At 61.7% G+C, this 24,246-nt stretch carries 34 protein-coding genes; 14 read left to right on the forward strand and 20 right to left on the reverse strand.

The window, feature by feature from the left end:
• Nucleotides 1-22 precede the first annotated feature (22 nt).
• The 5 genes from AC1D3C_RS21490 (at nucleotide 23) to AC1D3C_RS21510 (ending at nucleotide 2,006) form a co-directional block, all read left to right on the forward strand.
• Nucleotides 23-346: an ArsR/SmtB family transcription factor gene (locus AC1D3C_RS21490; protein WP_038584330.1), complete on the forward strand. Its 324-nt coding sequence runs from the start codon at nucleotides 23-25 to the stop codon at nucleotides 344-346.
• Nucleotides 343-774 (forward strand): SRPBCC family protein, encoded by a 432-nt coding sequence (locus tag AC1D3C_RS21495; protein ID WP_255758869.1) that lies wholly within the window; start codon nucleotides 343-345, stop codon nucleotides 772-774. Before AC1D3C_RS21490 ends, AC1D3C_RS21495 begins: the two co-directional genes overlap by 4 nt.
• A 72-nt stretch (nucleotides 775-846) precedes the next feature.
• Nucleotides 847-1,062 (forward strand): hypothetical protein, encoded by a 216-nt coding sequence (locus AC1D3C_RS21500; protein ID WP_038540691.1) that lies wholly within the window; start codon nucleotides 847-849, stop codon nucleotides 1,060-1,062.
• An 11-nt stretch (nucleotides 1,063-1,073) separates the two neighbouring features.
• Nucleotides 1,074-1,541 (forward strand): DUF1801 domain-containing protein, encoded by a 468-nt coding sequence (locus AC1D3C_RS21505; protein WP_477484261.1) that lies wholly within the window; start codon nucleotides 1,074-1,076, stop codon nucleotides 1,539-1,541.
• Between the two features lie 21 nt (nucleotides 1,542-1,562).
• The gene (locus AC1D3C_RS21510) at nucleotides 1,563-2,006 is read left to right on the forward strand and encodes a DUF1801 domain-containing protein (protein ID WP_477484262.1); all 444 of its coding nucleotides are present in this window, start codon (nucleotides 1,563-1,565) and stop codon (nucleotides 2,004-2,006) included.
• Between the two features lie 335 nt (nucleotides 2,007-2,341).
• On the opposite strand, the gene AC1D3C_RS21515 is transcribed toward AC1D3C_RS21510, so the two are convergent.
• The 3 genes from AC1D3C_RS21515 to AC1D3C_RS21525 all read right to left on the reverse strand — a co-directional run bounded on the left by AC1D3C_RS21515 (nucleotide 2,342) and on the right by AC1D3C_RS21525 (nucleotide 4,392).
• Entirely contained in the window at nucleotides 2,342-3,409 is a 1,068-nt protein-coding gene (locus AC1D3C_RS21515; protein WP_477484263.1) for a zinc-binding metallopeptidase family protein, read from the reverse strand.
• A 92-nt stretch (nucleotides 3,410-3,501) separates the two neighbouring features.
• A complete protein-coding gene (locus AC1D3C_RS21520) occupies nucleotides 3,502-3,693 on the reverse strand; it encodes a CsbD family protein (RefSeq protein ID WP_038540680.1) in 192 nt (63 codons plus the stop codon).
• A gap of 93 nt (nucleotides 3,694-3,786) precedes the next feature.
• On the reverse strand, nucleotides 3,787-4,392 hold the full coding sequence (locus AC1D3C_RS21525) for a YqgE/AlgH family protein (RefSeq protein ID WP_247038606.1): 606 nt from the start codon (nucleotides 4,390-4,392) through the stop codon (nucleotides 3,787-3,789).
• Nucleotides 4,393-4,553: 161 nt separating this feature from the next.
• Between AC1D3C_RS21525 and AC1D3C_RS21530 the strand changes: the two genes are divergently transcribed.
• The 6 genes from AC1D3C_RS21530 (at nucleotide 4,554) to AC1D3C_RS21555 (ending at nucleotide 8,873) form a co-directional block, all read left to right on the forward strand.
• Complete coding sequence (locus AC1D3C_RS21530; protein ID WP_247038608.1) at nucleotides 4,554-5,411, forward strand: protein-disulfide reductase DsbD domain-containing protein; 858 nt, start codon at nucleotides 4,554-4,556, stop codon at nucleotides 5,409-5,411.
• A gap of 140 nt (nucleotides 5,412-5,551) precedes the next feature.
• Entirely contained in the window at nucleotides 5,552-6,037 is a 486-nt protein-coding gene (locus AC1D3C_RS21535) for a redoxin family protein (RefSeq protein ID WP_477484264.1), read from the forward strand.
• A 164-nt stretch (nucleotides 6,038-6,201) separates the two neighbouring features.
• A complete protein-coding gene (locus AC1D3C_RS21540) occupies nucleotides 6,202-6,324 on the forward strand; it encodes a hypothetical protein (RefSeq protein WP_258718945.1) in 123 nt (40 codons plus the stop codon).
• Nucleotides 6,321-7,088 carry a metal ABC transporter ATP-binding protein gene (locus tag AC1D3C_RS21545; protein WP_477484265.1) on the forward strand — a complete coding sequence of 256 codons (768 nt, stop codon included), beginning with the start codon at nucleotides 6,321-6,323 and terminating at the stop codon, nucleotides 7,086-7,088. The genes AC1D3C_RS21540 and AC1D3C_RS21545 overlap by 4 nt, the downstream gene beginning before the upstream one ends.
• Nucleotides 7,085-7,957, forward strand: coding sequence for a metal ABC transporter permease (locus AC1D3C_RS21550; protein ID WP_477484266.1), 873 nt, complete (start codon nucleotides 7,085-7,087; stop codon nucleotides 7,955-7,957). The genes AC1D3C_RS21545 and AC1D3C_RS21550 overlap by 4 nt, the downstream gene beginning before the upstream one ends.
• Before the next feature lie 16 nt (nucleotides 7,958-7,973).
• Nucleotides 7,974-8,873, forward strand: a complete 900-nt coding sequence (locus tag AC1D3C_RS21555; RefSeq protein ID WP_477484267.1) for a metal ABC transporter substrate-binding protein — start codon at nucleotides 7,974-7,976, stop codon at nucleotides 8,871-8,873.
• Between the two features lie 42 nt (nucleotides 8,874-8,915).
• Here AC1D3C_RS21555 and AC1D3C_RS21560 read toward each other — a convergent pair whose 3' ends face one another.
• The 16 genes from AC1D3C_RS21560 to coxB all read right to left on the reverse strand — a co-directional run bounded on the left by AC1D3C_RS21560 (nucleotide 8,916) and on the right by coxB (nucleotide 20,753).
• Nucleotides 8,916-9,224, reverse strand: coding sequence for a Dabb family protein (locus AC1D3C_RS21560; RefSeq protein ID WP_477484268.1), 309 nt, complete (start codon nucleotides 9,222-9,224; stop codon nucleotides 8,916-8,918).
• A 63-nt stretch (nucleotides 9,225-9,287) separates the two neighbouring features.
• The gene (locus tag AC1D3C_RS21565; protein ID WP_477484269.1) at nucleotides 9,288-10,097 is read right to left on the reverse strand and encodes an endonuclease/exonuclease/phosphatase family protein; all 810 of its coding nucleotides are present in this window, start codon (nucleotides 10,095-10,097) and stop codon (nucleotides 9,288-9,290) included.
• A gap of 3 nt (nucleotides 10,098-10,100) precedes the next feature.
• The gene (locus tag AC1D3C_RS21570; protein ID WP_477484270.1) at nucleotides 10,101-10,829 is read right to left on the reverse strand and encodes a class I SAM-dependent methyltransferase; all 729 of its coding nucleotides are present in this window, start codon (nucleotides 10,827-10,829) and stop codon (nucleotides 10,101-10,103) included.
• A gap of 24 nt (nucleotides 10,830-10,853) precedes the next feature.
• Nucleotides 10,854-11,294, reverse strand: coding sequence for a ribonuclease HI (gene rnhA, locus AC1D3C_RS21575; RefSeq protein ID WP_046641544.1), 441 nt, complete (start codon nucleotides 11,292-11,294; stop codon nucleotides 10,854-10,856).
• The gene (locus AC1D3C_RS21580) at nucleotides 11,291-12,274 is read right to left on the reverse strand and encodes a homoserine kinase (RefSeq protein ID WP_477484271.1); all 984 of its coding nucleotides are present in this window, start codon (nucleotides 12,272-12,274) and stop codon (nucleotides 11,291-11,293) included. The genes rnhA and AC1D3C_RS21580 overlap by 4 nt, the downstream gene beginning before the upstream one ends.
• Before the next feature lie 189 nt (nucleotides 12,275-12,463).
• Nucleotides 12,464-13,480, reverse strand: coding sequence for a 4-hydroxy-3-methylbut-2-enyl diphosphate reductase (ispH, locus tag AC1D3C_RS21585; protein WP_477484272.1), 1,017 nt, complete (start codon nucleotides 13,478-13,480; stop codon nucleotides 12,464-12,466).
• Nucleotides 13,481-13,484: 4 nt separating this feature from the next.
• A complete protein-coding gene (locus AC1D3C_RS21590) occupies nucleotides 13,485-13,850 on the reverse strand; it encodes a DUF1304 domain-containing protein (RefSeq protein ID WP_477484273.1) in 366 nt (121 codons plus the stop codon).
• 69 nt (nucleotides 13,851-13,919) lie between these two features.
• Nucleotides 13,920-14,627 carry an SURF1 family protein gene (locus AC1D3C_RS21595; RefSeq protein ID WP_477484344.1) on the reverse strand — a complete coding sequence of 236 codons (708 nt, stop codon included), beginning with the start codon at nucleotides 14,625-14,627 and terminating at the stop codon, nucleotides 13,920-13,922.
• A gap of 57 nt (nucleotides 14,628-14,684) precedes the next feature.
• The gene (locus AC1D3C_RS21600) at nucleotides 14,685-14,978 is read right to left on the reverse strand and encodes a helix-turn-helix domain-containing protein (RefSeq protein ID WP_247039618.1); all 294 of its coding nucleotides are present in this window, start codon (nucleotides 14,976-14,978) and stop codon (nucleotides 14,685-14,687) included.
• Complete coding sequence (locus tag AC1D3C_RS21605; RefSeq protein WP_477484274.1) at nucleotides 14,975-15,325, reverse strand: type II toxin-antitoxin system RelE/ParE family toxin; 351 nt, start codon at nucleotides 15,323-15,325, stop codon at nucleotides 14,975-14,977. Before AC1D3C_RS21605 ends, AC1D3C_RS21600 begins: the two co-directional genes overlap by 4 nt.
• A gap of 87 nt (nucleotides 15,326-15,412) precedes the next feature.
• Nucleotides 15,413-16,288: a cytochrome c oxidase subunit 3 gene (locus AC1D3C_RS21610; RefSeq protein ID WP_038540634.1), complete on the reverse strand. Its 876-nt coding sequence runs from the start codon at nucleotides 16,286-16,288 to the stop codon at nucleotides 15,413-15,415.
• A 51-nt stretch (nucleotides 16,289-16,339) separates the two neighbouring features.
• On the reverse strand, nucleotides 16,340-16,975 hold the full coding sequence (locus AC1D3C_RS21615; protein WP_038548842.1) for a cytochrome c oxidase assembly protein: 636 nt from the start codon (nucleotides 16,973-16,975) through the stop codon (nucleotides 16,340-16,342).
• 10 nt (nucleotides 16,976-16,985) lie between these two features.
• Nucleotides 16,986-17,126, reverse strand: coding sequence for a hypothetical protein (locus AC1D3C_RS21620; RefSeq protein ID WP_162182318.1), 141 nt, complete (start codon nucleotides 17,124-17,126; stop codon nucleotides 16,986-16,988).
• Nucleotides 17,123-18,079: a heme o synthase gene (locus AC1D3C_RS21625; protein ID WP_477484275.1), complete on the reverse strand. Its 957-nt coding sequence runs from the start codon at nucleotides 18,077-18,079 to the stop codon at nucleotides 17,123-17,125. Before AC1D3C_RS21625 ends, AC1D3C_RS21620 begins: the two co-directional genes overlap by 4 nt.
• 67 nt (nucleotides 18,080-18,146) lie before the next feature.
• Nucleotides 18,147-19,850: a cytochrome c oxidase subunit I gene (gene ctaD / locus AC1D3C_RS21630; protein ID WP_477484276.1), complete on the reverse strand. Its 1,704-nt coding sequence runs from the start codon at nucleotides 19,848-19,850 to the stop codon at nucleotides 18,147-18,149.
• A gap of 18 nt (nucleotides 19,851-19,868) precedes the next feature.
• Entirely contained in the window at nucleotides 19,869-20,753 is an 885-nt protein-coding gene (gene coxB / locus AC1D3C_RS21635; protein WP_046601497.1) for a cytochrome c oxidase subunit II, read from the reverse strand.
• 412 nt (nucleotides 20,754-21,165) lie between these two features.
• Here coxB and AC1D3C_RS21640 point away from each other — a divergent pair, with 412 nt between their 5' ends.
• From AC1D3C_RS21640 to tldD, 3 genes are all read left to right on the forward strand, one after another.
• Nucleotides 21,166-21,816, forward strand: coding sequence for an invasion associated locus B family protein (locus AC1D3C_RS21640; RefSeq protein ID WP_477484277.1), 651 nt, complete (start codon nucleotides 21,166-21,168; stop codon nucleotides 21,814-21,816).
• Nucleotides 21,817-21,844: 28 nt separating this feature from the next.
• Nucleotides 21,845-22,333: a YcxB family protein gene (locus tag AC1D3C_RS21645; RefSeq protein ID WP_477484278.1), complete on the forward strand. Its 489-nt coding sequence runs from the start codon at nucleotides 21,845-21,847 to the stop codon at nucleotides 22,331-22,333.
• 85 nt (nucleotides 22,334-22,418) lie between these two features.
• Complete coding sequence (gene tldD / locus AC1D3C_RS21650) at nucleotides 22,419-23,834, forward strand: metalloprotease TldD (protein WP_477484279.1); 1,416 nt, start codon at nucleotides 22,419-22,421, stop codon at nucleotides 23,832-23,834.
• A gap of 78 nt (nucleotides 23,835-23,912) precedes the next feature.
• Here tldD and AC1D3C_RS21655 read toward each other — a convergent pair whose 3' ends face one another.
• Nucleotides 23,913-24,221: a pyrophosphatase gene (locus AC1D3C_RS21655; protein ID WP_477484280.1), complete on the reverse strand. Its 309-nt coding sequence runs from the start codon at nucleotides 24,219-24,221 to the stop codon at nucleotides 23,913-23,915.
• Nucleotides 24,222-24,246: the final 25 nt, after the last annotated feature.

The following is a 24,246-nucleotide window of genomic DNA, read 5'->3' on the forward strand; positions in this document are numbered from 1 at the left end:
TAGCCAACGAGGTATGAATTTAGTGTCGGACGCTCACGATGTGCTCTTCAGAACGCTCGCCGACCCCACGCGCCGTGCGATCTTCGAACGGCTGTGCCGCGAAGGCGAGAAGACGGTCGGGGTGCTCACGGCGCAGGCCGGGGTTTCGCAGCCCGTCGTCTCGAAACATCTCGGATTGCTGAAGCGCGCCGGGCTGGTGCGCGATCGTCATGAAGGCCGCCAGACGCATTATAGCGCGCAGCTCGGCGCACTCGCCCCGCTGGTAGACTGGACAAGCGAGATGGCCGGGTTCTGGCAAAACCGCTTCGACAAGCTCGAAGACCTGCTCAAAAGGATGGACCAATGAACGAGACCTCGACCGAAACCCGCACCGTCGTTGTCGAACGCGATATTCCTCACCCGGCGGAAAAGGTCTGGCGCGCACTGACGCAGCAGCACCTGATCGAGGAATGGCTGATGAAGAACGATTTCCAGCCGGCCGTCGGGCACCGCTTCAAGCTTCGCGGCGAATGGGGCGGCGTGCTGGACTGCGAGGTGCTGGCCGTGGAACTTCATAAAAAGCTTTCCTACACCTGGGACCATGCGCATGACGATGCTGCCTATAATCTCAAAAGCGTGGTGACCCTGACGCTCACCCCGACCCGCACCGGAACCCATCTGCGCATGGAGCAGTCCGGCTTCAGGCCCGAGCAGAAGCTCGCCTATAACGGTGCCCGCCACGGATGGCAGGGATTCCTCGGAGCGCTGGAGACGGTTTTGGCGGGGATCGACTGAGGTCTGGCGACAGGCACGGCTGGATTTTTTTACAGGGCGGCAGGGCCGCTCGTTTCAGAGGAGGTATTACCGTTGAACTGGAACTCGTTGACCCGGCAGGTCCACCGCTGGCTGTCGATCGTCTTCACGATCACCGTCGTCGCCAATTTCGTCGCCATGGGCTTCGGGGAACCGCCCTTGTGGGTGGTCTATTCTCCCCTGCTCCCGCTCTTCCTGCTATTGTTCAGCGGCCTATATCTGTTTGCGCTGCCTTACGCCCGCCGTGGCGGGCAAGGTATTCGTGGATAGGAGTGAAGCGAATGGCCGGCAAAGCGTCCAAAACGTCCGTGAATATTGCCAGGGCATCCGCCGGTGATGTCGGTGCGGGGCCGGTGCTGCTCTCGGGCGGCAATCCGCAGATCGCCAAGGGTTATGGCGACGCCCCGGTGCAGGCCTATATCGCGGCCATGCCGGGCTGGAAAAGCGATGTCGGGCGCCGCCTCGACGCGCTTGTCACCAGCACCGTCCCCAACGTCTGCAAGGCGGTCAAATGGAACTCGCCGCTCTACGGCATAGAGGGCGACGGCTGGTTCCTCGGCGTCCATTGCTTTGCCAAATACATCAAGCTGGCCTTCTTCCGCGGCGCTTCGCTCAGTCCAATCCCTCCCGGCACCTCCAAGACGCCGCAGACACGCTACGTCCATATCCATGAGGGAGACGAACTCGACGAAGCGCAGCTTGCCGATTGGGTGAAGCAGGCCAGCCAGTTGCCCGGCGAACGAATGTAGCAACGGGCGAAACGCAACAGCATGAAGGAAGCGACGGCAACCATGGAAACGATGAAAAGCAATTCGACGGACAAGCAAGCCTCTCCGGCACAGCTGATCGACGCGCGGATCAGCGAGCTTGGCGATTGGCGGGGCGAGACGCTCGCTCGTGTCCGGTCTCTGATCAAGCAGGCAGAACCCGACGTGGTCGAGGAGTGGAAGTGGCGAGGGGTTCCGGTCTGGGAACTCGGCGGGATCATCTGCACTGGCGAGACCTACAAGAATGCAGTGAAACTGACCTTTGCCAAAGGGGCTTCGCTGGAGGATCCGTCGGGCCTCTTCAACTCCAGCCTCGATGGCAATACCCGGCGCGCCATCGATTTCCACGAGGGCGACAAGATCGATGAAGAGGCGCTGAAGGCACTTATTCGCGCCGCCGTGGCACTGAATTCCGCCCGGTCCCAAAAGAAGCCGAAGAACGCCTGATCAGGGGTTTAACTGTTAGACCGGCCCCGATCATTTCCCACGCCGCAGCGGCGCAGCCTTCTATCGGGACGACACCCTCGGGATCTATCGAGGGACAAAAACTAGATATAATAACGGGTAATAAATAAGATACGTCGTCGTTTGTCAGGAATGAGAGGCGAAAAGCGTTGTTTCAATACGGTGCAGCCTCCCCCAAAATATGAAAATGCATATTTCGAGTTGACGAAATCGTGATCTTGCCCCCTAATTCCCAGGGGTCTCTGAATGCGCCCCACAAACTACACCCCGCCTTTCGATCCACCGAAAGGCGGGTTTTCTTTTTCCGGCGGAGTTCCTTATCCCCTCCGGGAACGGATCAGCCGGTGAATATATTCCAATTTCACCATGACGGCCTGCGACAGCACGAACGGGTAGAGATCCGGCTGGCCCATCGAGCGGTGGATGCTGTTGAGCGCCATGCTGAACGGCACCCAGGCGGAGACAAGCTGCTCCGCATCACGCGCCGCATAGGGGTTGAAGGCCACTTCCGCCGCCATTTCCGCATGGCCGCGAGGCTCGATCACCATGCCGTAGGCACGGGCGGTCTCCAGCGTGTCTACGATATGCAGATAGTGGGCGAAGCACTCGGCGAAATCCTCCCAGGGGTGGGTGCTGGCATAGGTGCTGATGTAGAAATCCTGCCAGCCGGGCGGCGGGCCCTGTTCATAATTTCTCTGCAGCGCCGCGCCATAATCGACGGTCTCGTCACCGAAGATGGCGCGGAATTCCTCCAGCCTGCCGCCGTCGCGCACCAGCTTGTCCCAGACATAATGGCCGGTCTCATGGCGAAAATGTCCGAGCATGGTGCGATAGGGCTCGTTCATCGAGACGCGCACCTGCTCGCGGGTCGCATCGTCGGCCTCGGCGGCGCGGATCGCGATCAGGCCATCCTCGTGGCCGGTCATGGCCGGCACGACAGTGCCGTCCGGCTGCACCGCGTCGATCAGGAAATCGAAGACGAGGCCGCCCTGGGGATCCTCGTCGCGATTGGTGTGCGGCAGGTTCCAGCGCAGAAGCGAATAGAAGAGATGCCGTTGCGCCTGGCTGATACGCCGCCATTGGCTGAGGCCGACCTCGGTCGAGGCATCCGGAACCAGTCGGTTATGCCGGCATGCGGGGCAAAACGGATGCGGATCGTCGGCGCTGATCGTCCAGTTGCAGATGTCCATCGCCGCGTTGGCGCAGTGTCGAACCTTGTAGTCCGGCCGGGCGACAAGATGCCATGTTTCCTCCCCCTCATCCTGCACCAGCGCATGCATCGCCAGATGCTCCGGGACGAAAGCCAACCTGTGGCCGCAGTTGACGCAGGAGCGATTGTCGAAATGGATGGTCTGGCCGCAATGATCGCAGTCGTAGAGGCGCATGGAATGTCCGTCGGTTTCAAAGGAGCGGATACAGAAAACCTGCTCCGGCCGGAGCCGGAACAGGTTCGCATTCTAAGCTTGTAGCGTAACCGTTACATGCGGTCGACAACGCCCTTTGCGGCATCCTTGACCTTGCCCTTGGCCTGCTGCGCACGGCCCTTGGCTTCCTGGCCGGCACCCTTCGCCTTGAGCTTCGGATTGTCGGTCATGTCGCCGGCCGCCTGCTTGGCCTTGCCTGCCATTTCATTGGCCTTGCCGGCCATCTTGTCACTGGTGCTGCCCATCATGCTTCTCCTTCACGAGGACGTCCATCGTCCTGCGGGGAAAACAACTCCGGGCCGGGGGCTTCGTTCCGCAAATCTTTTCAAATTGAACGATCAGGCGTGGCCGGCTTCGCTGGAGAGCATTTCCGGGCTGACACCGAGCAGCGCCAGGGCACGTTCGTATTTGCCTTCCAGCGCCCGGTCGAAGATCAGTTCGTCGCTGGCGGGGCAATTCAGCCAGCCGTTATTGGCAATTTCGAGCTCCAGTTGGCCGGCGCCCCAGCCGGCATAACCGAGCAGCATCGTGGCGCGCGCCGGTCCCCGCCCGTCGCAGATGGCGCGGATGATATCGAGCGTGGCGGTCAGCGAGATGTCGTCACTGACGGGAATGGAGGATTCGCTGACAAAGTCGTCCGAATGCAGCACGAAGCCGCGGCCGCTCTCGACCGGACCACCCGAGAGGATCGGGAAATCGCGGGTCTGCACCGGCAGCATGATCGCATCGGCCTGATCCATGATCTTCAGGTGGAGGAGAACGTCCGTGAACGAAATCTGCTGGGCGCGATTGATGATGAAACCCATCGCGCCGGCCGGCGAATGGGCACATATATAAACCACGGCACGGGTGAAATTGCCGTCCTGCATGCTTGGCATGGCAATCAGGAACTGTCCGTCCAGGAAGCCCCGTTCGCTCTTGTCCCCGAGGGTCGAGAAAGACATGATGCCTCCAGCCTGCCTTCCGGCCCGGCCAACGGACAGGAAAGCGTCGATTGCAATTCCATCAAGATGGGGCAGTCCGACCGATCAATCAACTGAAAATGATCGACTTGCGTGGCGTCGTGACTGGTTCAAACAAGGCCAATCGGTTAAACGCTTGGTCGATGAAGAGAATTTCGCCGAGCAGCATGCCGTCCCGCGCGCCGACCTTGGTCGCCGCCTGCATCACCGTGGCCGCTGTCCTGGGCATTGCCTCGATGAGCCGCGCCGAGACCACGCCGTGGGCGAGCAACGAGGGCGGCCGCATGCGGATCGTGGCGATGCCGCCGGAGCCCGACGGCACGGTGCGCGGCGCGCTGCAGATCGAACCGAAAGCCGGCTGGATCACCTATTGGAAGGAGCCGGGCGATGCCGGCATTCCGCCGCAGATGGTGTTTTCCAAGGCAAGCGGCGTGACGCTGAGCAGCATGAGTTATCCCGTGCCGAAGCGGATCGACAATGGCAAATTGCGCGACATAGGCTACGACCATGCGGTCGCCCTGCCCTTCGAGCTGAAGATGGAAGATCCCGGCAAGCCCCTGAGCCTCGGCGCCTCCGCCTTCGTCGGTCTTTGCCGCAATATCTGTATTCCCTTCCAGGCGGAATTCTCGCTACAGCTCGGGGCCGTCAAAGGCACGCCGGTCGAAGAGGCGATGATCCTCAATGCCGCGACTTCAAAACTCCCGGAAGCCCCATCGGACGATTTCGCCGTCACCCATTATGCGATGACGCAAGGGCGCGACAATTTGAGCCTGAAGCTGAAGCTGCCGCCCGGCAGCGTGGTGCCGCCGCAGGTGATCGTCACCGGTCCGCAGGGCCATGTGCTCTTCGACGGCGTCAACGGCCGGCGCGACGGCGACGCCTACGCGCTCGACATGCCGGTCGGCAAGCTGCCGAAGAATTACGACATCAGGGGCAAACACTGGGGCATTCTCGTGATCGCCGGAAACCGGGCCATGGAAACCTCGCTCGCCTTCGAGTGACGTCACCTCCTGTTGATCGGACCTGCCGCTGGAGACCCTGTTGCGTGCGGCCCTCTCCCTTGTCTTGTGCCAAGTCCGCTCTATAGTGCGCCGCGAATGGCGGGCCTGAAACAGGCGCTCGCCCAACCGAGGAGAGCCCCATGACGATTGCCATCGGCGACAAACTTCCCCCAGCCAAGTTCAAGGAAAAGACCGCGGACGGCCCGGTGGAGATCACCACCGAACAGCTTTTCGACGGCAAGAAGGTCGTGCTTTTCGCCGTGCCCGGCGCCTTCACGCCCACCTGTACGCTGAACCACCTGCCAGGATATCTGGAAAACCGCGACACGATCCTTTCCAAGGGCGTGGACGATATCGCCGTTCTCTCGGTCAACGACTGGCATGTGATGGGCGCCTGGGCGACCCAGACGGGCGGTCTCGGCAAGATCCACTTCCTGGCCGACTGGGACGGCGCCTTCACCAAGGCGCTCGGCCTCGACGCCGACCTTTCCGCCGGCGGCCTCGGCGTGCGCTCCAAGCGTTATTCGATGCTGGTCGAAAACGGCGTCGTGAAGTCGCTCAACGTCGAGGAAAGCCCCGGTCAGGCCACCGTTTCCGGCGCCGCGGCGATGCTGGAACAGCTCTAAGCACGGATTTGTATTTCGTTTGAGGAGGGCGCCCGCAGGCGCCCTTTTTGTTTTCGAGAGTGCGAGGATGGGCCATGTCCGCGGGACGCGCTTCCTCCTCCGCCATCTTTCTGCCATATTTGTTATAACATAACTGTAATGTTATTACATAAATGGCAGCTGCAATGGCACGATTTTCTCCCTCCTTCAGCCTTATCGGTAGTTCTAGTCTCGGCCGCCTCGTTTATGTCGCGCTGCTCCTCGGCCTGCTCTGGCTGGCGATCGAGTGGGCGGTGATGCTGCCGTGAGTGCTGTCCTCACCCTCGACAACCTGACGGTCACCTACGACCGTCATCCCGCCGTTCATCACATATCGGGTTTCTTCCGGGTCGGCAGCCTGACTGCGATTGCCGGGCCGAACGGCGCCGGCAAATCGACGCTGATGAAAGCGATCATGGGCGAGTTGAGGCCGGCGGAAGGGCGGCTGCGGCATCAGCTTGCGCGCAGCGATTTCGGCTATCTGCCGCAAGCGGCGGATATCAACCGGCGTTTCCCGATCTCCGTCCTCGATACGGTGTTGCTCGGCGCCTGGCGGCATACGGGGGCGTTCAAGGCGAACGGACCGAAGGAATACACCCAAGCGGCGGAGGCACTCGCGGCCGTCGGCCTTAGCGGTTTTGACCGCCGGCCGATCGGCTCGCTCTCGGCCGGGCAGTTCCAGCGGGTGTTGTTTGCGCGCCTCCTGCTTCAGGATGCCAAAGTCATCCTGCTCGACGAACCTTTTACGGCGATCGACGCGCGTACCACCCAGGACCTGCTCGACATCGTCGCGCACTGGCATGGTGAAGGCCGCACGGTGATCGCCGTGCTGCATGACCTCGAACAGGTGCGGACCCATTTTCCCGAGACCCTGCTGCTGGCGCGCGAATGCATTGCCTGGGGGCCGACGGCAGAGGTGATGTCGGCCGGCAATCTTCTGAAGGCGCGGATGATGGCCGAGCGTTGGGACGACGGCGCCGGGATCTGTGAGCCGCCGGTCGGCGGCGCTTCGACCAACGGGGTTGTCGCATGAGCATTTACGATCTGCTGATCGCACCGTTTGCCGATTACGGCTTCATGCGCCGGGCGCTGGTCGCCTGCCTCTGCCTGGCGCTCGGCTCCGGACCGATCGGCGTTTTCCTGATGCTGCGGCGCATGAGCCTGATGGGCGATGCAATGAGCCATGCGGTGCTGCCGGGTGCGGCAATCGGCTACTTGGTCGCCGGTTCGCTGTCGCTGACCGCGATGGGGATCGGCGGACTTGTGGCGGGGCTTTCCGTGGCGCTGCTTTCCGGCGTGGTCAGCCGCGCCACGGTGCTGCAGGAAGACGCCAGCTTTGCGAGCTTTTACCTGACCTCGTTGGCCTTGGGCGTGCTGATCGTCTCGCTGCGCGGCTCCAATGTCGATCTCCTGCACGTGCTGTTCGGCACCATTCTCGCCATCGACGGCCCCGCGCTCGTCCTCATCGGCTCGATCACATCGGTGACGCTGGTCATCCTGGCGATCGGCTACCGGCCGCTGGTGGCGGAATGTTTCGATCCGGGTTTCCTGCGCACCGTCGGCGGCCGCGGGCCGGTCTATCACGCGCTGTTCCTGCTGCTCGTCGTGCTCAACATGGTGGCGAGCTTCCAGGCGCTCGGCACGCTGATGGCCGTCGGGCTGATGATGCTGCCGGCAGCGATCGCTCAGCTTTGGGCCCGCAGCCTGAGCGCGATGATGGCGCTTGCCGCCGCCGCGGCCGCTGTCTCCGGTTATGTCGGGCTGATCGCCTCCTACCATCTCGAACTTGCCTCCGGCCCGACGATCATCATGACGGCAGCGGTGATCTACGGCTTTTCCATCCTCTTCGCACCGTCCGGCCTTGCCCGGCGGCTCTTTCCCCGCCCGCATCTCGCAGGCTGACTTCAAGGAGACTTCGATGATATCCCGCAGACTGCTTCTCTCCGCCGCCGTTCCCGCCCTCATGGCCTTTTCCGCGGTGCCTGCCTTCGCGGACACGCTGAAAGTCGTCGCCTCCTTCACGGTGCTCGGCGATGTCGTCTCCCAGGTGGGTGGCAAACACGTGAAGGTGACGAACCTCGTCGGCCCGAACGGCGATCCCCATGAATTCGAGCCGTCGCCGGCGGATGCCAAAAACCTCAAGGCGGCGCAGGTGGCCTTTGTCAGCGGCGAAGGCCTGGAAGGCTGGATGGATCGGCTGATCGCCGCATCGGGCTACAAGGGCAAGCCGGTCGTGGTGTCTGAAGGAGTGAACACCCGCACCATGGACGAGGACGGCAAGACGGTGACCGATCCGCATGTCTGGAACAGCCCGGTCAACGTGAAGGTCTGGGTCGCCAATATCGAAAAGGCGCTGTCGGAGGCAGATCCAGCCGATGCCGGTGCCTTCAAGGCGAATGCCGAAGCCTATCTCCAGAAACTCGACGCGATGAACGCCTATGCGCATTCCAAGTTCGACGCGGTGCCGGCGGACCGCCGCAAGGTGCTGACCAGCCACGACGCCTTCGGTTATTTCGGCCGCGAATACAATGTCAGCTTTCTGGCGCCGCTGGGTCTCTCCACCGAAACGGAAGCCTCTGCCGCCGACGTCGCCAAACTGATCGAGCAGATCAAGGCCGAGGGGGTGAAAACCTATTTCCTCGAAAATTCCAACGATCCACGGCTGGTGAAACAGATCGCCAAGGCGACCGCTGCCCAGCCGGGCGGCGAGCTTTATGTCGAATCACTTTCGGATGCCAAGGGGCCGGCATCGACCTATGAGAAGATGTTCCGCTACAATGTCGACCAGATCGCCGCGGCGATGGCGAAGTCGAGCTGATCCTGCAAGAAGAGGCTGCGAGCAAACGCCCGCGGCCTTTCTTCACGCAGCCATATCGAAGACCAGAAGCCCGGAGAGACCGCCGTCCGCAGAACCGATGATCCGATCGCCGACAGCTATGTGGTCCGGATGGACGAGATAGGCGTCGCGGGCCTCCGGGTTCTCGAAAGTCACGATGAAACCGTCGAGAAAGCCGCCGTTCAGGCCTTCCGGGGAGACGTTCTGGCCGAATTTGACATCGACGATGCCGGGCGTGACGTTCCTGAGCGCTGCAACAGCATCATAGACCGACTGTTTTTCGGCCTGCTGGATGGCCGCCTTGAAGCGGATGAATACGCAATGCAGGATCATGAACCGGCCTCCCCGAGTTGTCTGCGGCAGAATAGTGGCTGATGCTTCGAGCGCAACAGCGGCTCAGACGATTTCCAGAAGAAGGGCACGATGGTCGGAAACTTCCGGCTCGGCGACCACATCAAAACTCTCGACCTTCACATCCGGGGTCACCAGCAGATAGTCCGCATATCGCCCATCCTTCGGATACCAGGATGTGCGGGTGTCGGTGAAGCCGCGGGTGGTGACGAGATCGGTGAGGCCGAGTTTTCCGAGAATGGCGAAGGTCTCGCTGCCGGGCAGCAGATTGAAATCACCGCACACGACAAGCGGTTCACCCGGCTGCCGGACCTTTTCGATCAGCGCGGCGAGAGCATGCGCCTGGGCCAATCGTGCCGGCGTATCGTCCTTGCCGGAAAGATCCCGCAGCCCGTGCATCTGCACGATGGTCACCGCCGAGCCTATCTCGTAGCGGTGGATGCGGACGGCATGGGCGTTGCGGGGACGCGGATGTTCGCCGAAGCCGGAAAGCGGAAAGTCGCCGTGGATGAAACCCTGCACCTGGCCGATCACCGACAGGTCCTGTCTGACAAAGGTGGCCAGCCCCCATTCGGACATCACCTGGCGATCGCCATCGTAGAGCGGGCCACGCGCGGCAGGGGCAAAAAACGCGCGGTGCCCGGGCAGGATCTCCGTCACGTCCTCCAGCAGGCTGGCACGCTGGGGCAGCTCGAAATCGCCTTCGCGAAAGGTCAGCCAACCGCCGTCATATGACGCGACATGGGTGACTTCCTGGAGGCAGAGCACGTCCGGAGCCGCATCTCTCAGATACTGCATCAGCGGCGCATGGACTCGGCCGCCCCAGGCGTTGAGGGAGATCAGGCGCAGGGTCATCGCTCAGCGCTCCGCGGAAACCATGAAGATCATCGGACGATCCATCTCCTCTGCAAGTGCGGGATTGGCGGCAATCTGATCCGGCGAGGGATGCCATTCGACGACGCGGCCGATGGCAAAACCGCCGTCGATCAGCGCATTCAGCGTCGTGCCGATGGTGCGGTGATACTTGACGACGCCCTTGGCGAGCCAGTCGGTCACCCGCCGCCCTTCGACCGAATAACCATCCACCGGCCAGAACTTTTTGCCCGCCTCATCCGTCCGCCAGCCGGGATTTTGGGAAGCCATATAGATCGGGTGTTCGATGGTGAAAACAAATTTTCCGCCCGGCACGAGGGCGGAATGAACCTCGGCCACCAGCCGACCGAAATCCTCCAGGTAATGGAAGGCGAGCGAGCTGTAGGCGAGATCGAAGGCTGCCGTGGGCAGTTCGACCCGCTCCAGATCGGCGATTTCATAAGTGATGGCAGAGTGGGCGTTTTCCGTCTGAGCCTTGGCGATCATGTTTTCCGAGAGGTCGAGGCCGAGCACGGAGGCAGCGCCCTCCTCCGCCGCAAATCGCGAGAACCAGCCGAAACCGCAGCCGAGATCGACGACGCGCAGGCCGGTCATCTCAGGCAGCAGCGTCCTGATCACCGGCCATTCAGCGGCGCCAGCAAGACCGTGCACGGAACGCCCGAGCTGGCTGTAGCCTTCGAAGAATTCCGGCGTGTCATAGACGTTCTGAGCCATCGATCCCCTCCCCGGCTTGGGCGACTACTTCTTCTTGAACGGTGCCATGCCGAGGCGGGCAAGTTCGTCGGCGCGCTCGTTTTCCGGGTGGCCGGCATGGCCCTTCACCCAGTGCAGCGTCACCTTGTGCTTGTTGCGCGCTTCCTCCAGCTGCTGCCAGAGTTCGGCATTCTTCACCGGTTTCTTGTCGGCGGTCTTCCAGCCGTTCTTCTTCCAGCCGAAGATCCATTTGGAAATGCCGTCCATCACATATTTGCTGTCGGTGTGAAGGTTGACCTCGCACGGGGTTTTCAGCGCGTTGAGGGCGGTGATCGCCGCCATCAGCTCCATGCGGTTATTGGTCGTCTCGGCCTCGCCGCCGAACATTTCCTTTTCCGTGTCGCCATAACGCAGGATGGCGCCCCAACCGCCCGGGCCGGGATTGCCGGAGCAGGCGCCGTCGGTGAAAATCTCTACCTGCTTCATGATGCGGACAGTCTTTCCTCGGTCAGCCCGTATTCGCTGGCCGATGTGATTTGGCGATGGAAGCGCAGCTTGCGCAGATATTCGAGCGGATCCTTCTTGACGACCAGCGCGCCGGCCGGCGTCATCAGCCAGTCGTAGAGCCTCGTCAGGAAGAAGCGCAGCGCCGAACCGCGGGCGAGGATCGGCAGGGCCTCGATCTCGGCTTTATCGAGCGGCCGGACGCTCTGGTAACCTTCGAGCAGCGCCTGGCCTTTGGTGAGGTTGTAGGCGCCGTCCTTTTCGAAACACCAGGCATTCAGGCAGATCGAGACGTCATAGGCGAGCAGGTCGTTGCAGGCGAAATAGAAGTCGATCAGGCCGGACAGTTCGTCGCCGAGGAAGAAGACGTTGTCCTGGAAGAGATCCGCATGGATGACCCCGGCGGCCAAATTCTTCGGCCAGTTCCGGTCCAGGTGATTAAGTTCCGAGGAGATTTCATCCTGCAGGCCGGTTTCGACCTCGTCGGCGCGCGCTGCGGACTTTTCCCAAAGCGTCTTCCAGCCCTCGACGGAAAGCGAGTTCGGGCGTATCAGCTCGAAATCCTGGCCGGAGAGGTGCATCCGGGCAAGCGCCTTTCCGACCTCGCGGCAATGTTTCGCCTCCGGCTTCCTCAGCCACATGCCTTCGAGGAAGGAGATCAGCGCCGCCGGCCGGCCGGACAGGGTGCCGTAGAGATTTCCGTCGTTGCGCGGCAAAGGCAGCGGACAGGACAGGCCGCCGGCCGCCAGATGCTGCATCAGGCCGAGGAAAAACGGCAGATCACGCTCGTCCGTCCGCTTTTCGTAAAGCGTCAGGATCAGCGGATCGCGGGTGGTGTGCAGCAGGAAATTCGAATTCTCGACGCCCTCCGCAATCCCCTTGTAGGAGGTCAGTTCGCCGACATCGTATTCAGTCAGGAACTGCTTCAGGTCGTCTTCGGTGATATCGGTATAAACGGCCAAGGTGGTCTCACGGTGCGTGGGAAAACAGAGTATTCAGTTCAAGGGCACACCCCCCTCTGTCACTTCGTGACATCTCCCCCTCAAGGGGGGAGATCATTGGGAGGATGCCGCCCCGGCTCCTTGCCGATCTCCCCCCTTGAGGGGGAGATGCCCGGCAGGGCAGAGGGGGGTGCTCCAGGCCACACTCGCTCACGCTCGCGCTCCATTCACCCAGGCCATATCGTCGACCGTCAAAGGCACGTTGCGCAGCTCGCGGTTGACGAGGAAGTTTTCGGTTTCCTCCGCGGTGATCGCCAGTTCGATCTCGGCGTCGAAACGGTCCTTGAAGGCGGCAATGATCTCGTCGACGATGACTTCGGGGGCCGATGCGCCGGCGGAGAGGCCGAGCGTGCCGATGCGGCCGATCTCGTCCCAGTTCAGTTCCGAGGCGCGCTGCACCAGGAGGGAGCGCTTAGCCCCGGCCCGGAGCGCCACTTCGACAAGCCGTTTGGAATTCGACGAGTTCGGAGCGCCGACGACGATGAAGAGGTCGCAGCCGGGAGCTGCTTCCTTCACCGCTTCCTGGCGGTTGGTGGTGGCGTAGCAGATGCTGTCGGCGGCAGGTGCGGTGAGGTTCGGGAAACGCTCCTGCAGCTTGGCAATCACGCCTGCGGTGTCGTCCACCGAGAGCGTCGTCTGGGTAACATAGCCAAGATTGTCGGGATCCTCGGGAATGTAGGCTTCCGCATCGGCGATCGTATCAATCAGCGACACCGTGCCCGGCGGCAGCTGGCCCATCGTGCCGATCACTTCCGGATGACCGGCATGGCCGATCAGCACTACGTGGCGACCGAGGCGCTGGTGGCGCATCGCCTGCTTGTGAACTTTCGAAACCAATGGGCAGGTGGCATCGAGATAAAAGAGATTGCGGGCCTCAGCATCTTCCGGCACCGACTTGGGCACGCCGTGGGCTGAGAAGACGACCGGCTGCTTGCGGTGTTCGGCCGGGATCTCGTCCAGTTCCTCGACGAAGATGGCGCCCTTGGCTTCCAACCCCTCGACCACATAACGGTTGTGGACGATCTCGTGGCGGACATAGACCGGGGCGCCATACTCCTTCAGCGCCAGCACGACGATCTGGATCGCCCGGTCGACGCCGGCGCAGAAACCGCGCGGGCCGCAGAGGCGAATCTTGAGCGGGCTTTTTTCTAGAATGGATGATGCCATCAAATCAGGACGCCAGGACTATCAACACGAGAGCGAGAATGGCCGGGCCGCCCTGGATGAGCAGGATGCGCGGCTTGACCGACCACGCGCCATATATAGCGGCAATGATGACGCACACAAGAAAGAAGAGCTTCAGTTGGAAGGCGAAGACGGGATCGGCCTGCAGCAGCGACCAGAAAAGGCCGGCCCCCAGGAAGCCGTTGTAGAGCCCCTGATTGGCGGCGAGAACCTTCGTTGTCGCGGCCTGTTCCGGCGACATGCGAAACACTTTCCGGCCGGTCGGGCCGGTCCAGAGGAACATTTCGAGGACCAGAAACCCGACATGCAGAAGCGCGGTCAGCGCTACAAAAATATTCGCCAGAAGTGTCATGACGTCGCCCCCGATTCCCTTGACCCTTCGACAAGGCTATCGCAATTGCGGATCTCAGGCCATGCGGGCTCAGACGCGCTTGCGGCGAAAAACCATGCCGATAACGACCGCGACCAGGGCCGCCGCCAGACCGTACCAGGTGACGGCATATTGCAGGTGGCTGTTCGGCAAGTTGAACTGGGTGACGCCGCCCTTCGGCCAGCCGCCCGGATTGGCGACCGACGCATCGGCATCCACGAAGAACTGCACCACCTTCGACACGTCGATGCCGGTGGTCGAGACCATCGCATCGAGATCCTTCCAGTAGAAGATGTTCTTGGTGAGATCGTTGTCCGGCACGATCGAGGACGGCTTTTCGCCGAGCCGCACGCGGGCGTAACCGGTAACGGTCTGCTGGCCGGCAACCTCTCCGGCGGCGCGGGTCTTCGGGTCCTTCATCTCGTAAGGCACGAAACCGCGGTTGACGAACAGGACGCGGCCATCGGCAAGCGTCATCGGCGTATAGACGTAGAACCCGGTCTGGCCGTTGAAGGTCGCGAAGAAATGCCGTTCCTTCGGGTGGTCGAACGTGCCGGTGACCGAGACGCGGCGATATTCGATATCGCCGCCGGATTTCCGGATTGCTTCGATGTCGGAAAGCTGGACGGGGTTGGCGGCCCGCCGCTCGGCGATATCGGCGAGCAGCCCTTCCTTCCAATGCAGCCGCTCCACCTGCCAGGTGCCGAGCGACAAGAGGATAACCAGCGCCACCAGCACCGCGACCACAGTCGCAATCATCCGGCCGCGGCCGCGGGCCGGCGTTTCAGGCCTAGTCTTCGTCTGAATGTTCATGGATCAAACCAGTTCGATGCGAAGCGTTCTTCCGACAGCCGCGGCGGCGCGGCGGAGCGTGAGCAACGTGACGGACGGATAATGCGGATCGAGCAGCCGATCGAGTTGCTGGCGGCTGGAATGCATACGTTCCGCCATGGCCTTCTTCGTCAGCCCCTTCTCAGCCATCGCCGTCCGAACCTGATCGGCGATCACCTGTTTCAGGGCAACCGCCTCGGTTTCCTCCAAGAGACCGTCGGCGTCGAGGAAGTCATCGAAGCTTTCGGTTCTGTCGACATAGCCTTTCGCGTCGTTCATGCGTCTATCTCTCTTTTTCGTTTCAAGGCCAGATCGATGTCCTGCGCCGGCGTCTTTTGCGTTTTCTTTTCGAACCCGTGCAGCAGGATCATTTCTTCCTCATGAATGAAGAAGATCACTCTTACGATGCGGCCCGAAGACAGGTTGCTTCGAACTTCCCACAGACCATGACCGAGCGACCGGCAATAGGGCATTCCGAGCGGCCATCCGAATTCGACGCGCTGGATATCGATGCCGATCTGCCGTCGGTCTTCGCGGGAAAGCTCCATCAGCCAATCGCGGACGGGCTTACGGCCGCTTCCGGTCGCATAAAACCGCCCGACAATCTTCTTCAGCACCCCAACCATCCAACATCAATGTAACAAATTTGGGACATTCCGCAAAAGAAAAAGGGCGGCTTGTCGCCGCCCTCCCCGAAATTCATATCGACCCGATCAATGGGCCAGCGGGGCGCCCCAGCCACCCCAGACGTAGATGGCGAAGAACAGGAAGAGCCAGACCACGTCGACGAAGTGCCAGTACCAGGCGGCGGCTTCGAAGCCGAAATGCTTGGTGGGCGTAAAGCCTCCGGCAACCGCGCGCAGCAGGCAGACCAGCAGGAAGATCGTGCCGATCAGCACGTGGAACCCGTGGAAGCCGGTCGCCATGAAGAAAGTTGCGCCGTAGATCGAGTTCGAGAACGCGAACGGAGCGTGCATGTACTCGTAAGCCTGGACGCTGGAGAACAGGATGCCGAGCGCAACAGTGAGCGCCAGGCCGGTGACCAGGCCCTTGCGGTCGCCGTGCAGCAGCGCATGGTGAGCCCAGGTGACGCAGGTGCCCGACAAAAGCAGGATGACGGTATTGTAGATCGGCAGGTGCCAGGGATCGAGGACCTCGACGCCCTTTGGCGGCCACTGACCGCCGAGGAACTCGACACGGGTCGCCTGGATCGCCTCGTTGGCATAGAGGCTGGCATCGAAGAAGGCCCAGAACCAGGCGACGAAGAACATCACTTCGGAAGCGATGAACATGATCATGCCGTAGCGCAGGTGCAGCGAAACGACGCGGGTATGGGCGCCTGCGTCGCCTTCCTTGATCGTGTCCGACCACCAGCCGATCATCGTGTAGAGGATGATCGCAAGACCGATGAAGAAGAGCCACGGCGTGGCAAGATTCAGGCCGAAGATATGGAACTGGCCGCCATGCAGATAACGCATGTAACCGACGCCACCAAAGGTGATGATGAAGGCGCCGATCGAAGCCAGGATCGGCCACGGGCTCGGATCGATGATGTGGTAGTCGTGATTTTTCTGATGCGCGTCGGCCATGTCAGAATCCCCGGATGAATGCCTGCTTCGCCGGAAAACCGGCAAACCCTCTTAAAGTTTCCCCACGCCTGTGTTCTGGGTGCCCGTCTTCTGGGCGCCCGCCTTCTGGCCTTCCGGCAGAGCGGCGACCGGTTTGCTCGGCTCGCTCGGATAGAAGGTGTAGGACAGAGTGATCGTCTTGATGTTCTTGGTCTCTTGGGCCGTGGCGAACTCCGGGTCTACGAAGAACACCACAGGCATCTGGACCGACTGGCCGGGCTGCAGCGTCTGCTCCGTGAAGCAGAAACACTCGACCTTATTGAAATAGGCGCCCGCTTCCATCGGCGTGACGTTGAAGACGGCGCTGCCCGTCGTCGGCTTCGACGATCGGTTGGTCGCGCTATATTCGATCTGCACGGTCTCGCCGATCTTCGGGCTGACTGCCTTGGCGGGCTTGAACTCCCAGTTCAGGCCCGGCGAAATGTTGGCGTCGAACGTCACCTGGATCGACTTGTTCAAGATCTTGTCGGAATACTGCTCGACGCGCTGGGTGGTGCCGTTATAGCCGGTGACCTGGCAGAACAGCCGGTAGAGCGGCACGGACGCATAGGCGGCGCCGACCATGCCTGCCACGAAAACAGCGCAGCCGGCGAAGATCGCGGCGTTGCTCACCCGTTTTGCCTGACCGTTCTGAATTCCGTCCGCCATCGGTTCCACCCTAGTTCCCGACCCCGCCGATTTTCACCAGCGTCATGATGTAGAAGAGGACCACAAGCCCGGCCAAAACCAGGCCGAGCGCGATATTGCGGTTGCGGCGCGACTTCTTCTGGACTTCGCTGAGCTTGACTGTCTCGATCACAGCAAACCTCCCAGGAGGTGCGGCACCCCCGCCAGCAGCCGGTCGGCCAGCAGGCCCGAGAAAATCGCAAAGAGATAGATGATCGAATAGGCGAACATCTTCTTCGCCGGCATCATCTTCTCGTCGCCGTCTGGCATGCGCCGGACGGCGATGGAACAGATGACGAAGATCGCGCCGAGCACGGCGGCGAAGATGCCGTAACCGAGGCCGGCAAGACCGGTGAAGGTGGGAGCGACCGCAATGACAGCGGTCAGCACAGCATAGACGATCATCTGGTTCTTGGTGGAGGCTTCGCCTGCAACATTCGGCATCATCGGCACGCCGACCGAGCCGTAGTCGCGCATCTTGAAGAGCGCGAGCGCCCAGAAATGCGCTGGCGTCCACAGGAAGATGATCAGGAACAGAAGAATGCTGTCGAGCGATACGCCGCCCGTCACGCAGGCCCAGCCGATCATCGGCGGGAAAGCGCCGGAAGCGCCGCCGATGACGATGTTTTGCGGCGTCGAACGTTTCAGCCACATCGTGTAGACGACGGCGTAAAAGAAGATCGTGAAGGCGAGCAGGCCGGCTGAAAACCAGTTGACCGCGAGGCCAAGGATGACCACCGAAAAGACCGAAAGCGTCAGGCCGAAGGCGAGCGCTTCCTCGGGCAGGATGCGCCCGGCCGGGATCGGGCGCTTGGCAGTGCGGCTCATAATGGCGTCGATATCGGCGTCATACCACATGTTGAGCGCACCGGAGGCGCCGGCGCCGACCGCGATGCAGAGAATGGAAATCACGCCGAGGAACGGATTGATCTGACCTGGCGCCAGAATGAGGCCGGCGAATGCGGTGAAGACCACGAGCGACATCACCCGGGGCTTCAGGAGCTCAAAGAAATCGCGCGCGCTCGCTTCCGAAAGGCGCGAGCCTCCATCGGTGCCGAGAGCGTCGTGATTGTCCATAACCGTCATTGAACCGTCCTGTTTGGTATTTCAGGGCATCGCGCTGCCACGATGCCCTTCTTCAAAGATGAACCGCTTACTTGACGCGCGGCAGCTGTTCCCACTGGTGGTACGGCGGCGGCGAAGAAAGCTGCCATTCCAGCGTCGTCGCACCTTCGCCCCACGGATTGTCGCCGGCAACGCGCTTCTTTGCGAAGGCTTCCCAGACGCCGAAGAGGAAGATCAGCACGCCGACGAAGGAGATGTAGGAGCCGACGGAGGAAACGTAGTTCCAACCGGCAAATGCATCCGGATAGTCGATGTAGCGGCGCGGCATGCCGGCGAGGCCGAGGAAATGCTGCGGGAAGAACACCAGGTTCACACCGATGAACATGACCCAGAAGTGCAGCTTGCCGATGAACTCGTTGTACATGTAGCCGAACATCTTCGGGAACCAATAATACCAGGCCGCGAAGATGGCGAAGACCGCGCCGAGCGACAGAACGTAGTGGAAGTGGGCCACGACGTAATAGGTATCATGCAGCGACCGGTCGAGGCCGGCATTGGCGAGCTGAACGCCCGTGACGCCGYCGACGGTGAACAGGAAGATGAAGCCGATTGCCCAGATCATCGGGGTGGAGAAGGTCAAGGAGCCGCCCCACATCGTCGCGATCCAGGAGAAAATCTTGATGCCGGTCGGAACCGCGATGACCATCGTCGCGAAGACGAAGTAACGCTGCGTGTCGAGCGACATGCCGACCGTGTACATGTGGTGGGCCCAGACGATGAAGCCGACGGCGCCGATCGCGACCATGGCATAGGCCATGCCGAGATAACCGAAGACGGGCTTCTTCGAGAAGGTCGAAACGATATGGCTGATGATGCCGAAGCCGGGCAGGATCAGGATGTAGACTTCCGGGTGACCGAAGAACCAGAACAGGTGCTGGAACAGGATCGGGTCGCCGCCGCCTTCCGGAGAGAAGAAGGTGGTGCCGAAGTTGCGGTCGGTCAGAAGCATGGTGATGGCGCCCGCCAGGACCGGCAGCGAAAGCAGCAGCAGGAAGGCGGTAACCAGAACCGACCAGGCGAAGAGCGGCATCTTATGCAGCGTCATGCCCGGAGCGCGCATGTTGAGGATCGTGGTGATGAAGTTGATCGCACCGAGGATCGAGGACGCGCCGGCGACATGCAGCGCGAAGATCGCCAGGTCGACTGCCGGTCCCGGATTGCCCGCGGTCGAGAGCGGCGGATACATGGTCCAGCCGCCACCGACGCCATAGGCGCCTGCCGGGCCCTCGACGAACATCGACAGCAGCAGCAGCAGGAAGGCCGGAACGATCAGCCAGAAGGAGATGTTGTTCAGGCGCGGGAAAGCCATGTCCGGCGCGCCGATCATGATCGGCACCATCCAGTTGGCGAAACCGCCGATCATCGCCGGCATGACCATGAAGAAGATCATGATCAGTGCGTGAGCGGTGGTGAACATGTTGAACATCTGCTTGCCGCCATCGATCGCGGCGTCGCCTTCGTAGCCGTAGACTATCGCGGCCAGGCCGTGGAAGATCTGGATGCCAGGCTCCTGCAGCTCCATGCGCATGGCAACAGAAAGAAGGCCGCCAATGATGCCCGCGATGATCGCGAAGATCAGGTAGAGCGTGCCGATGTCCTTGTGGTTGGTCGAAAACAGCCAGCGGGCAGCAAAGCCCGGCTTATGCGAATGATCATGATGATCGTCGTGAGCATGCGCATCGTGAGAGGTGCGAGCCTGAGCGTGATCGTCGTGAGCGGAATGTCCAGCCATTGTCCTCACTCCTCTTGATTACTTGGATTCGTTTGCGGCGACGGCGAAGTTGCCGGCCGGCTTGTCGACGGCTGCCATCAGGCCCTTGTAGGCGCCCGGCAGGTCGGTCGCAGCAGCAGCGAGCCAAGCCTTGTACTTGTCTTCAGACACGACGCGGATGGCGATCGGCATGAAGGCATGGTCCTTGCCGCAAAGCTCGGAGCACTGACCATAATAGAGGCCTTCGTTCTCGGCCTTGAACCAGGTTTCGTTGAGGCGACCCGGAACGGCGTCGATCTTGATCCCGAAAGCCGGCATTGCGAAGGCATGGATAACGTCGGACGGAGCGGCCGTCACCAGCATGCGCACGGTCTTGTTGACCGGGATGATCAGTTCGTTATCGACGGCCAGCAGCTTCGGATAGACGGCGAGATCGGTCTTGCCGGCGCTCGCGCGATCGGGATCCTTCAGCAGGTACGAATCGAAGGCGACCGGGGTCTGCATGCCTTCATATTCATAGTTCCACTGCCACTGGGTGGCAGTGGCCTTGACGGTCATGTCCGAGTCCGGAATTTCGAGCTGGGCATTCAACAGGTTGAAGGAGGGGATGGCGAGGAAGAAGAGAATGAGAACCGGGCCAAGCGTCCAGATGATCTCGATCGCCGTATTGTGGCTGACGCGCGACGGCACCGGATTGGCGCTCGCACGGAACTTCACCGCGACGACGACCAGCAGCGCCAGGACCAGCAGCGTCACCGGCACGATGAACCACAGAGTATAATGGTTGAACCAGCGGATCTGGTGCATGATCGGCGTTGCAGCCGCCTGGAAATCAATCTGCCACGGATGCGGCTGGTCCGCAAAACCTGCGGAAGCAAAGAGCAGACAGATGAGCGCCGTCATCACTGCAAAAGCCCTGTTCATCACTACATATCTCCCCATGCGTCTGATCTCGATCAAACCGAACGCAGAATCCAAGCTATATGGTCTGCTTCAATCACAGTTTGCCTGCCGCCGCAATATCTGGCGGGAAAAGCCCGTGCGGCATTTTTGCGCCTCCCGGAGAAGCCCGAAATCGTGCCATAATGATAGGCTATAGAGTTCCTTTTTGGGGGCGTTCGGCCCGTATTCCATAGGCCTTCCACACTTTCGGCGGCCTTACTATAGCCCCTGCGCCGACCAAAATCCGGCGATTTCTTTATAATAATGTCGGTGGCGCCACTGGCCCGGGCCGAGTCCCATTTTCGCCGTACTCCACTGGAAAGAGGTCAGGGCTTTTCATTTCGCCCGGCGAACGCCAAGAATAGCCGCACTGATTCGTCTTCCAGAGGTTTCCATGGGTCGTCCCTCCCTGATCTGCGCCGGTCTAGCCGTGATGCTTGCAGCCGCCGTTTCGCTTCCCGCGTTCGCGCAGCAGCCGCAGCCCGCCCCGCGCCCCGCCGCGCCCCAGCCGGCCCCCCTGCCGGCTCAGGGCACCAAACCGGGGCCGCAGCCGCCCCGGCAGGCGCCGAACGGTGGGCAGGCCCAGCAGCCCCCGGGGCAGCAGGCGCAACCGCCCGGCAATGTGCGTGAAAACCACGGCGCATGGTCGATCATCTGCGACCGCCCGGCCGGCGCTTCCGCCGACCAATGCGCGCTGATGCAGAACGTCATTGCCGAGGACCGGCCGGAAGTCGGCCTGTCGGTGGTGGTACTGAAGACCGCCGACCGCAAGGCACGCATCCTGCGCATCCTCGCGCCGCTCGGCGTGCTCCTGAAGGACGGCATGGAACTCTATGTCGACAACAACAATATCGGCCGCGCCTATTTCACCCGCTGCTTCTCCGAGGGCTGCTATGTGGAAGTGGAGATCGACGAGGAACTGATGCGCATCCTCCGGGCCGGCAAGGCCGCCGTCTTCGCCCTCCGCGAATCCGCCGATCAGGACCGGGTCGGTATTCCGATCGAGCTGACCGGCTTCGGCGAAGGTTACGACGCGCTTCCGTGATCACGTTATTATAAAGAAACGATCGTTCATGGAGCTTCGCGGCAGCCATACCTTTCCCGTCCATTTCGACGACGAGGTCGTGCGCGATGCGGTGCGCGTGTTTGTCATAGAGCGCACGATGCGCGAGCAGAAGGGGAAGTGGGCGGCAGCGGGGCTGGTGGTCGTCGCCGGCGTCGTCCTCCTGTTCCAGGGCAACTTCACCCTCGCGCTGCTCGCGTTCCTCGTCGCCTGTTTCCCGGCGATTTTCAGCGCCGTGGTCTGGCGCGCGCATTCCGCCAGCGCCTTTGGCCGCTACAGGCGCATGACCGATCGCAGCGCCGAAGTCACCATCGATCCGGATGGGTTCGGCATCGCCTCCAATCTCGGCGACGGGCGGCTCAACTGGCCCAATGTCACCGAGATTTGGGAACGGCCGCTTTCGTTCATGCTGTTCAGCGGCACATCGGCCTTCAATATCCTGCCGCGAAAGGCCATGCCGCAGGAGGTGCAGGCCTTCCTCAGCTCAAAAGCCATCTGAAGACAGGCTTGCTTCGGTCCCTCTCCGGACCTACATCGGTTGGAACAGAGCGCGTCTTCCAGTGGCAGCGCAGAAGGAGCATCCCATGAATACCGACCTTCTCAACCTTTTCGACTGCGACGAGACCAAGCTGCGCTCGATCCTCTCCGAGGCGTTTACCGGCGCCGATGACGGCGAGCTTTTCGTGGAACATGCCCAGGCGGAATCGCTGACCTTCGACAATGGTCGTCTGAAGGGCGGTTCGTTCAACACAGACCAGGGTTTTGGCCTGCGCTCGGTCGCCGGCGAAGCGGTCGGTTACGCGCATGCGGGCGAGCTTTCCGCCGCAGCGCTGTCCCGTGCCTCGGATGCGGTGCGGGCAGTGACCTCCGGTTATTCCGGCTCCTACGCGGCCGCCCCACAGCGCACCAACAAGAAATATTACGGCGACGAGAACCCGATCGGCAGCCCCAGTTTCGAAGAGAAGGTCAAGCTGCTCACCGAGATCGACGCGTACCTACGCTCCAAGGACGACAAGGTGCGGCAGGTGACGGCGACCGTTTCGGCAAGCTGGCAGGTGGTCGACATCCTGCGCGCCGATGGCCACCGGGTGCACGACATCCGCCCGATGACCCGCATCAACATTTCCGTCGTCGTCGGTGACGGCGACCGGCAGGAGAGCGGTTCGTTCGGCACCGGCGGCCGCATCGGCTTCGGCGATTTCGTCACGGAAGGCAATTGGCAGACCGGCGCCGACGAGGCGCTGCGCCAGGCGCTCGTCAACCTCACCGCCATCGACGCGCCGGCCGGCACCATGGATGTCGTGCTCGGCTCCGGCTGGCCGGGCGTGATGCTGCACGAGGCGGTCGGCCACGGGCTGGAAGGCGATTTCAACCGCAAGAAGACCTCGGCCTTTGCCGGTCTTTTGGGGGAAATGGTCGCGGCGCCAGGCGTCACCGTCGTCGACGACGGCACGATCGACAACCGCCGCGGCTCGATCACCATAGACGACGAAGGCACGCCATCGGCCTACAACGTGCTGATCGAAAACGGCAAGCTGGTCGGCTACATGCAGGACCGCCAGAACGCCCGGCTGATGGGCGTCAGCCCGACCGGCAACGGCCGCCGGCAGGGTTATGCCTATACGCCGATGCCGCGGATGACCAATACCTACATGCTCGGCGGCGACAAATCGCCCGAAGAGATCATCGCCTCGGTAAAGAAGGGCATCTATGCCGTCTCCTTCGGCGGCGGCCAGGTGGACATCACCTCCGGCAAGTTCGTGTTCGGCTGCACCGAGGCCTACATGATCGAGGACGGTAAAATCGGCCCGGCCATCAAGGGAGCCATGCTGATCGGCAACGGCCCGGATGCGATGCGCCGCGTCTCGATGGTCGGCAACGACATGAAACTCGACACCGGCATCGGCAATTGCGGCAAGGGCGGCCAATGGGTCCCCGTCGGCGTCGGCCAGCCACATCTGCGGATGGACCAGGTAACGGTGGGTGGGACCAAGGCGTAAGGCGGAGCAATTTGCCTGGCGATAGAAACGCTGAGGTTTCTATCGCCAAATCCCAATGCCGGCGTATGAGCCTCAAACTCACCCCTCGTCCGGCCTGAACAGCCATTTCCGCTCGATCGCCGATACAAGATCGATCCGGTTGTTGCGGGCAAACAGCAGGATATGGCCGAGAAGATCGGCCGTCTCGTCGGCGAGGTCGCGGGCGAGAGCCTCGTCGCTCCTGCCCTTTTTCCGTCCGCGGCCGGTGGCGCGATTCCAGGCCTGGGTCAGTTCGCCCATCTCCTCCTGCAGCTTCAGGAGAAACCAGTCGGGATCGCGGATCATTCCGTGGGTTTCGGCATAAGTTGCGGATGCGGCCTCGAATTGTTCGGTAAGTTTGCCCAGCATAACGTTCTCCTTTTGTATCCACAGG

The organism is Neorhizobium sp. P1_A6 (assembly GCF_056406795.1).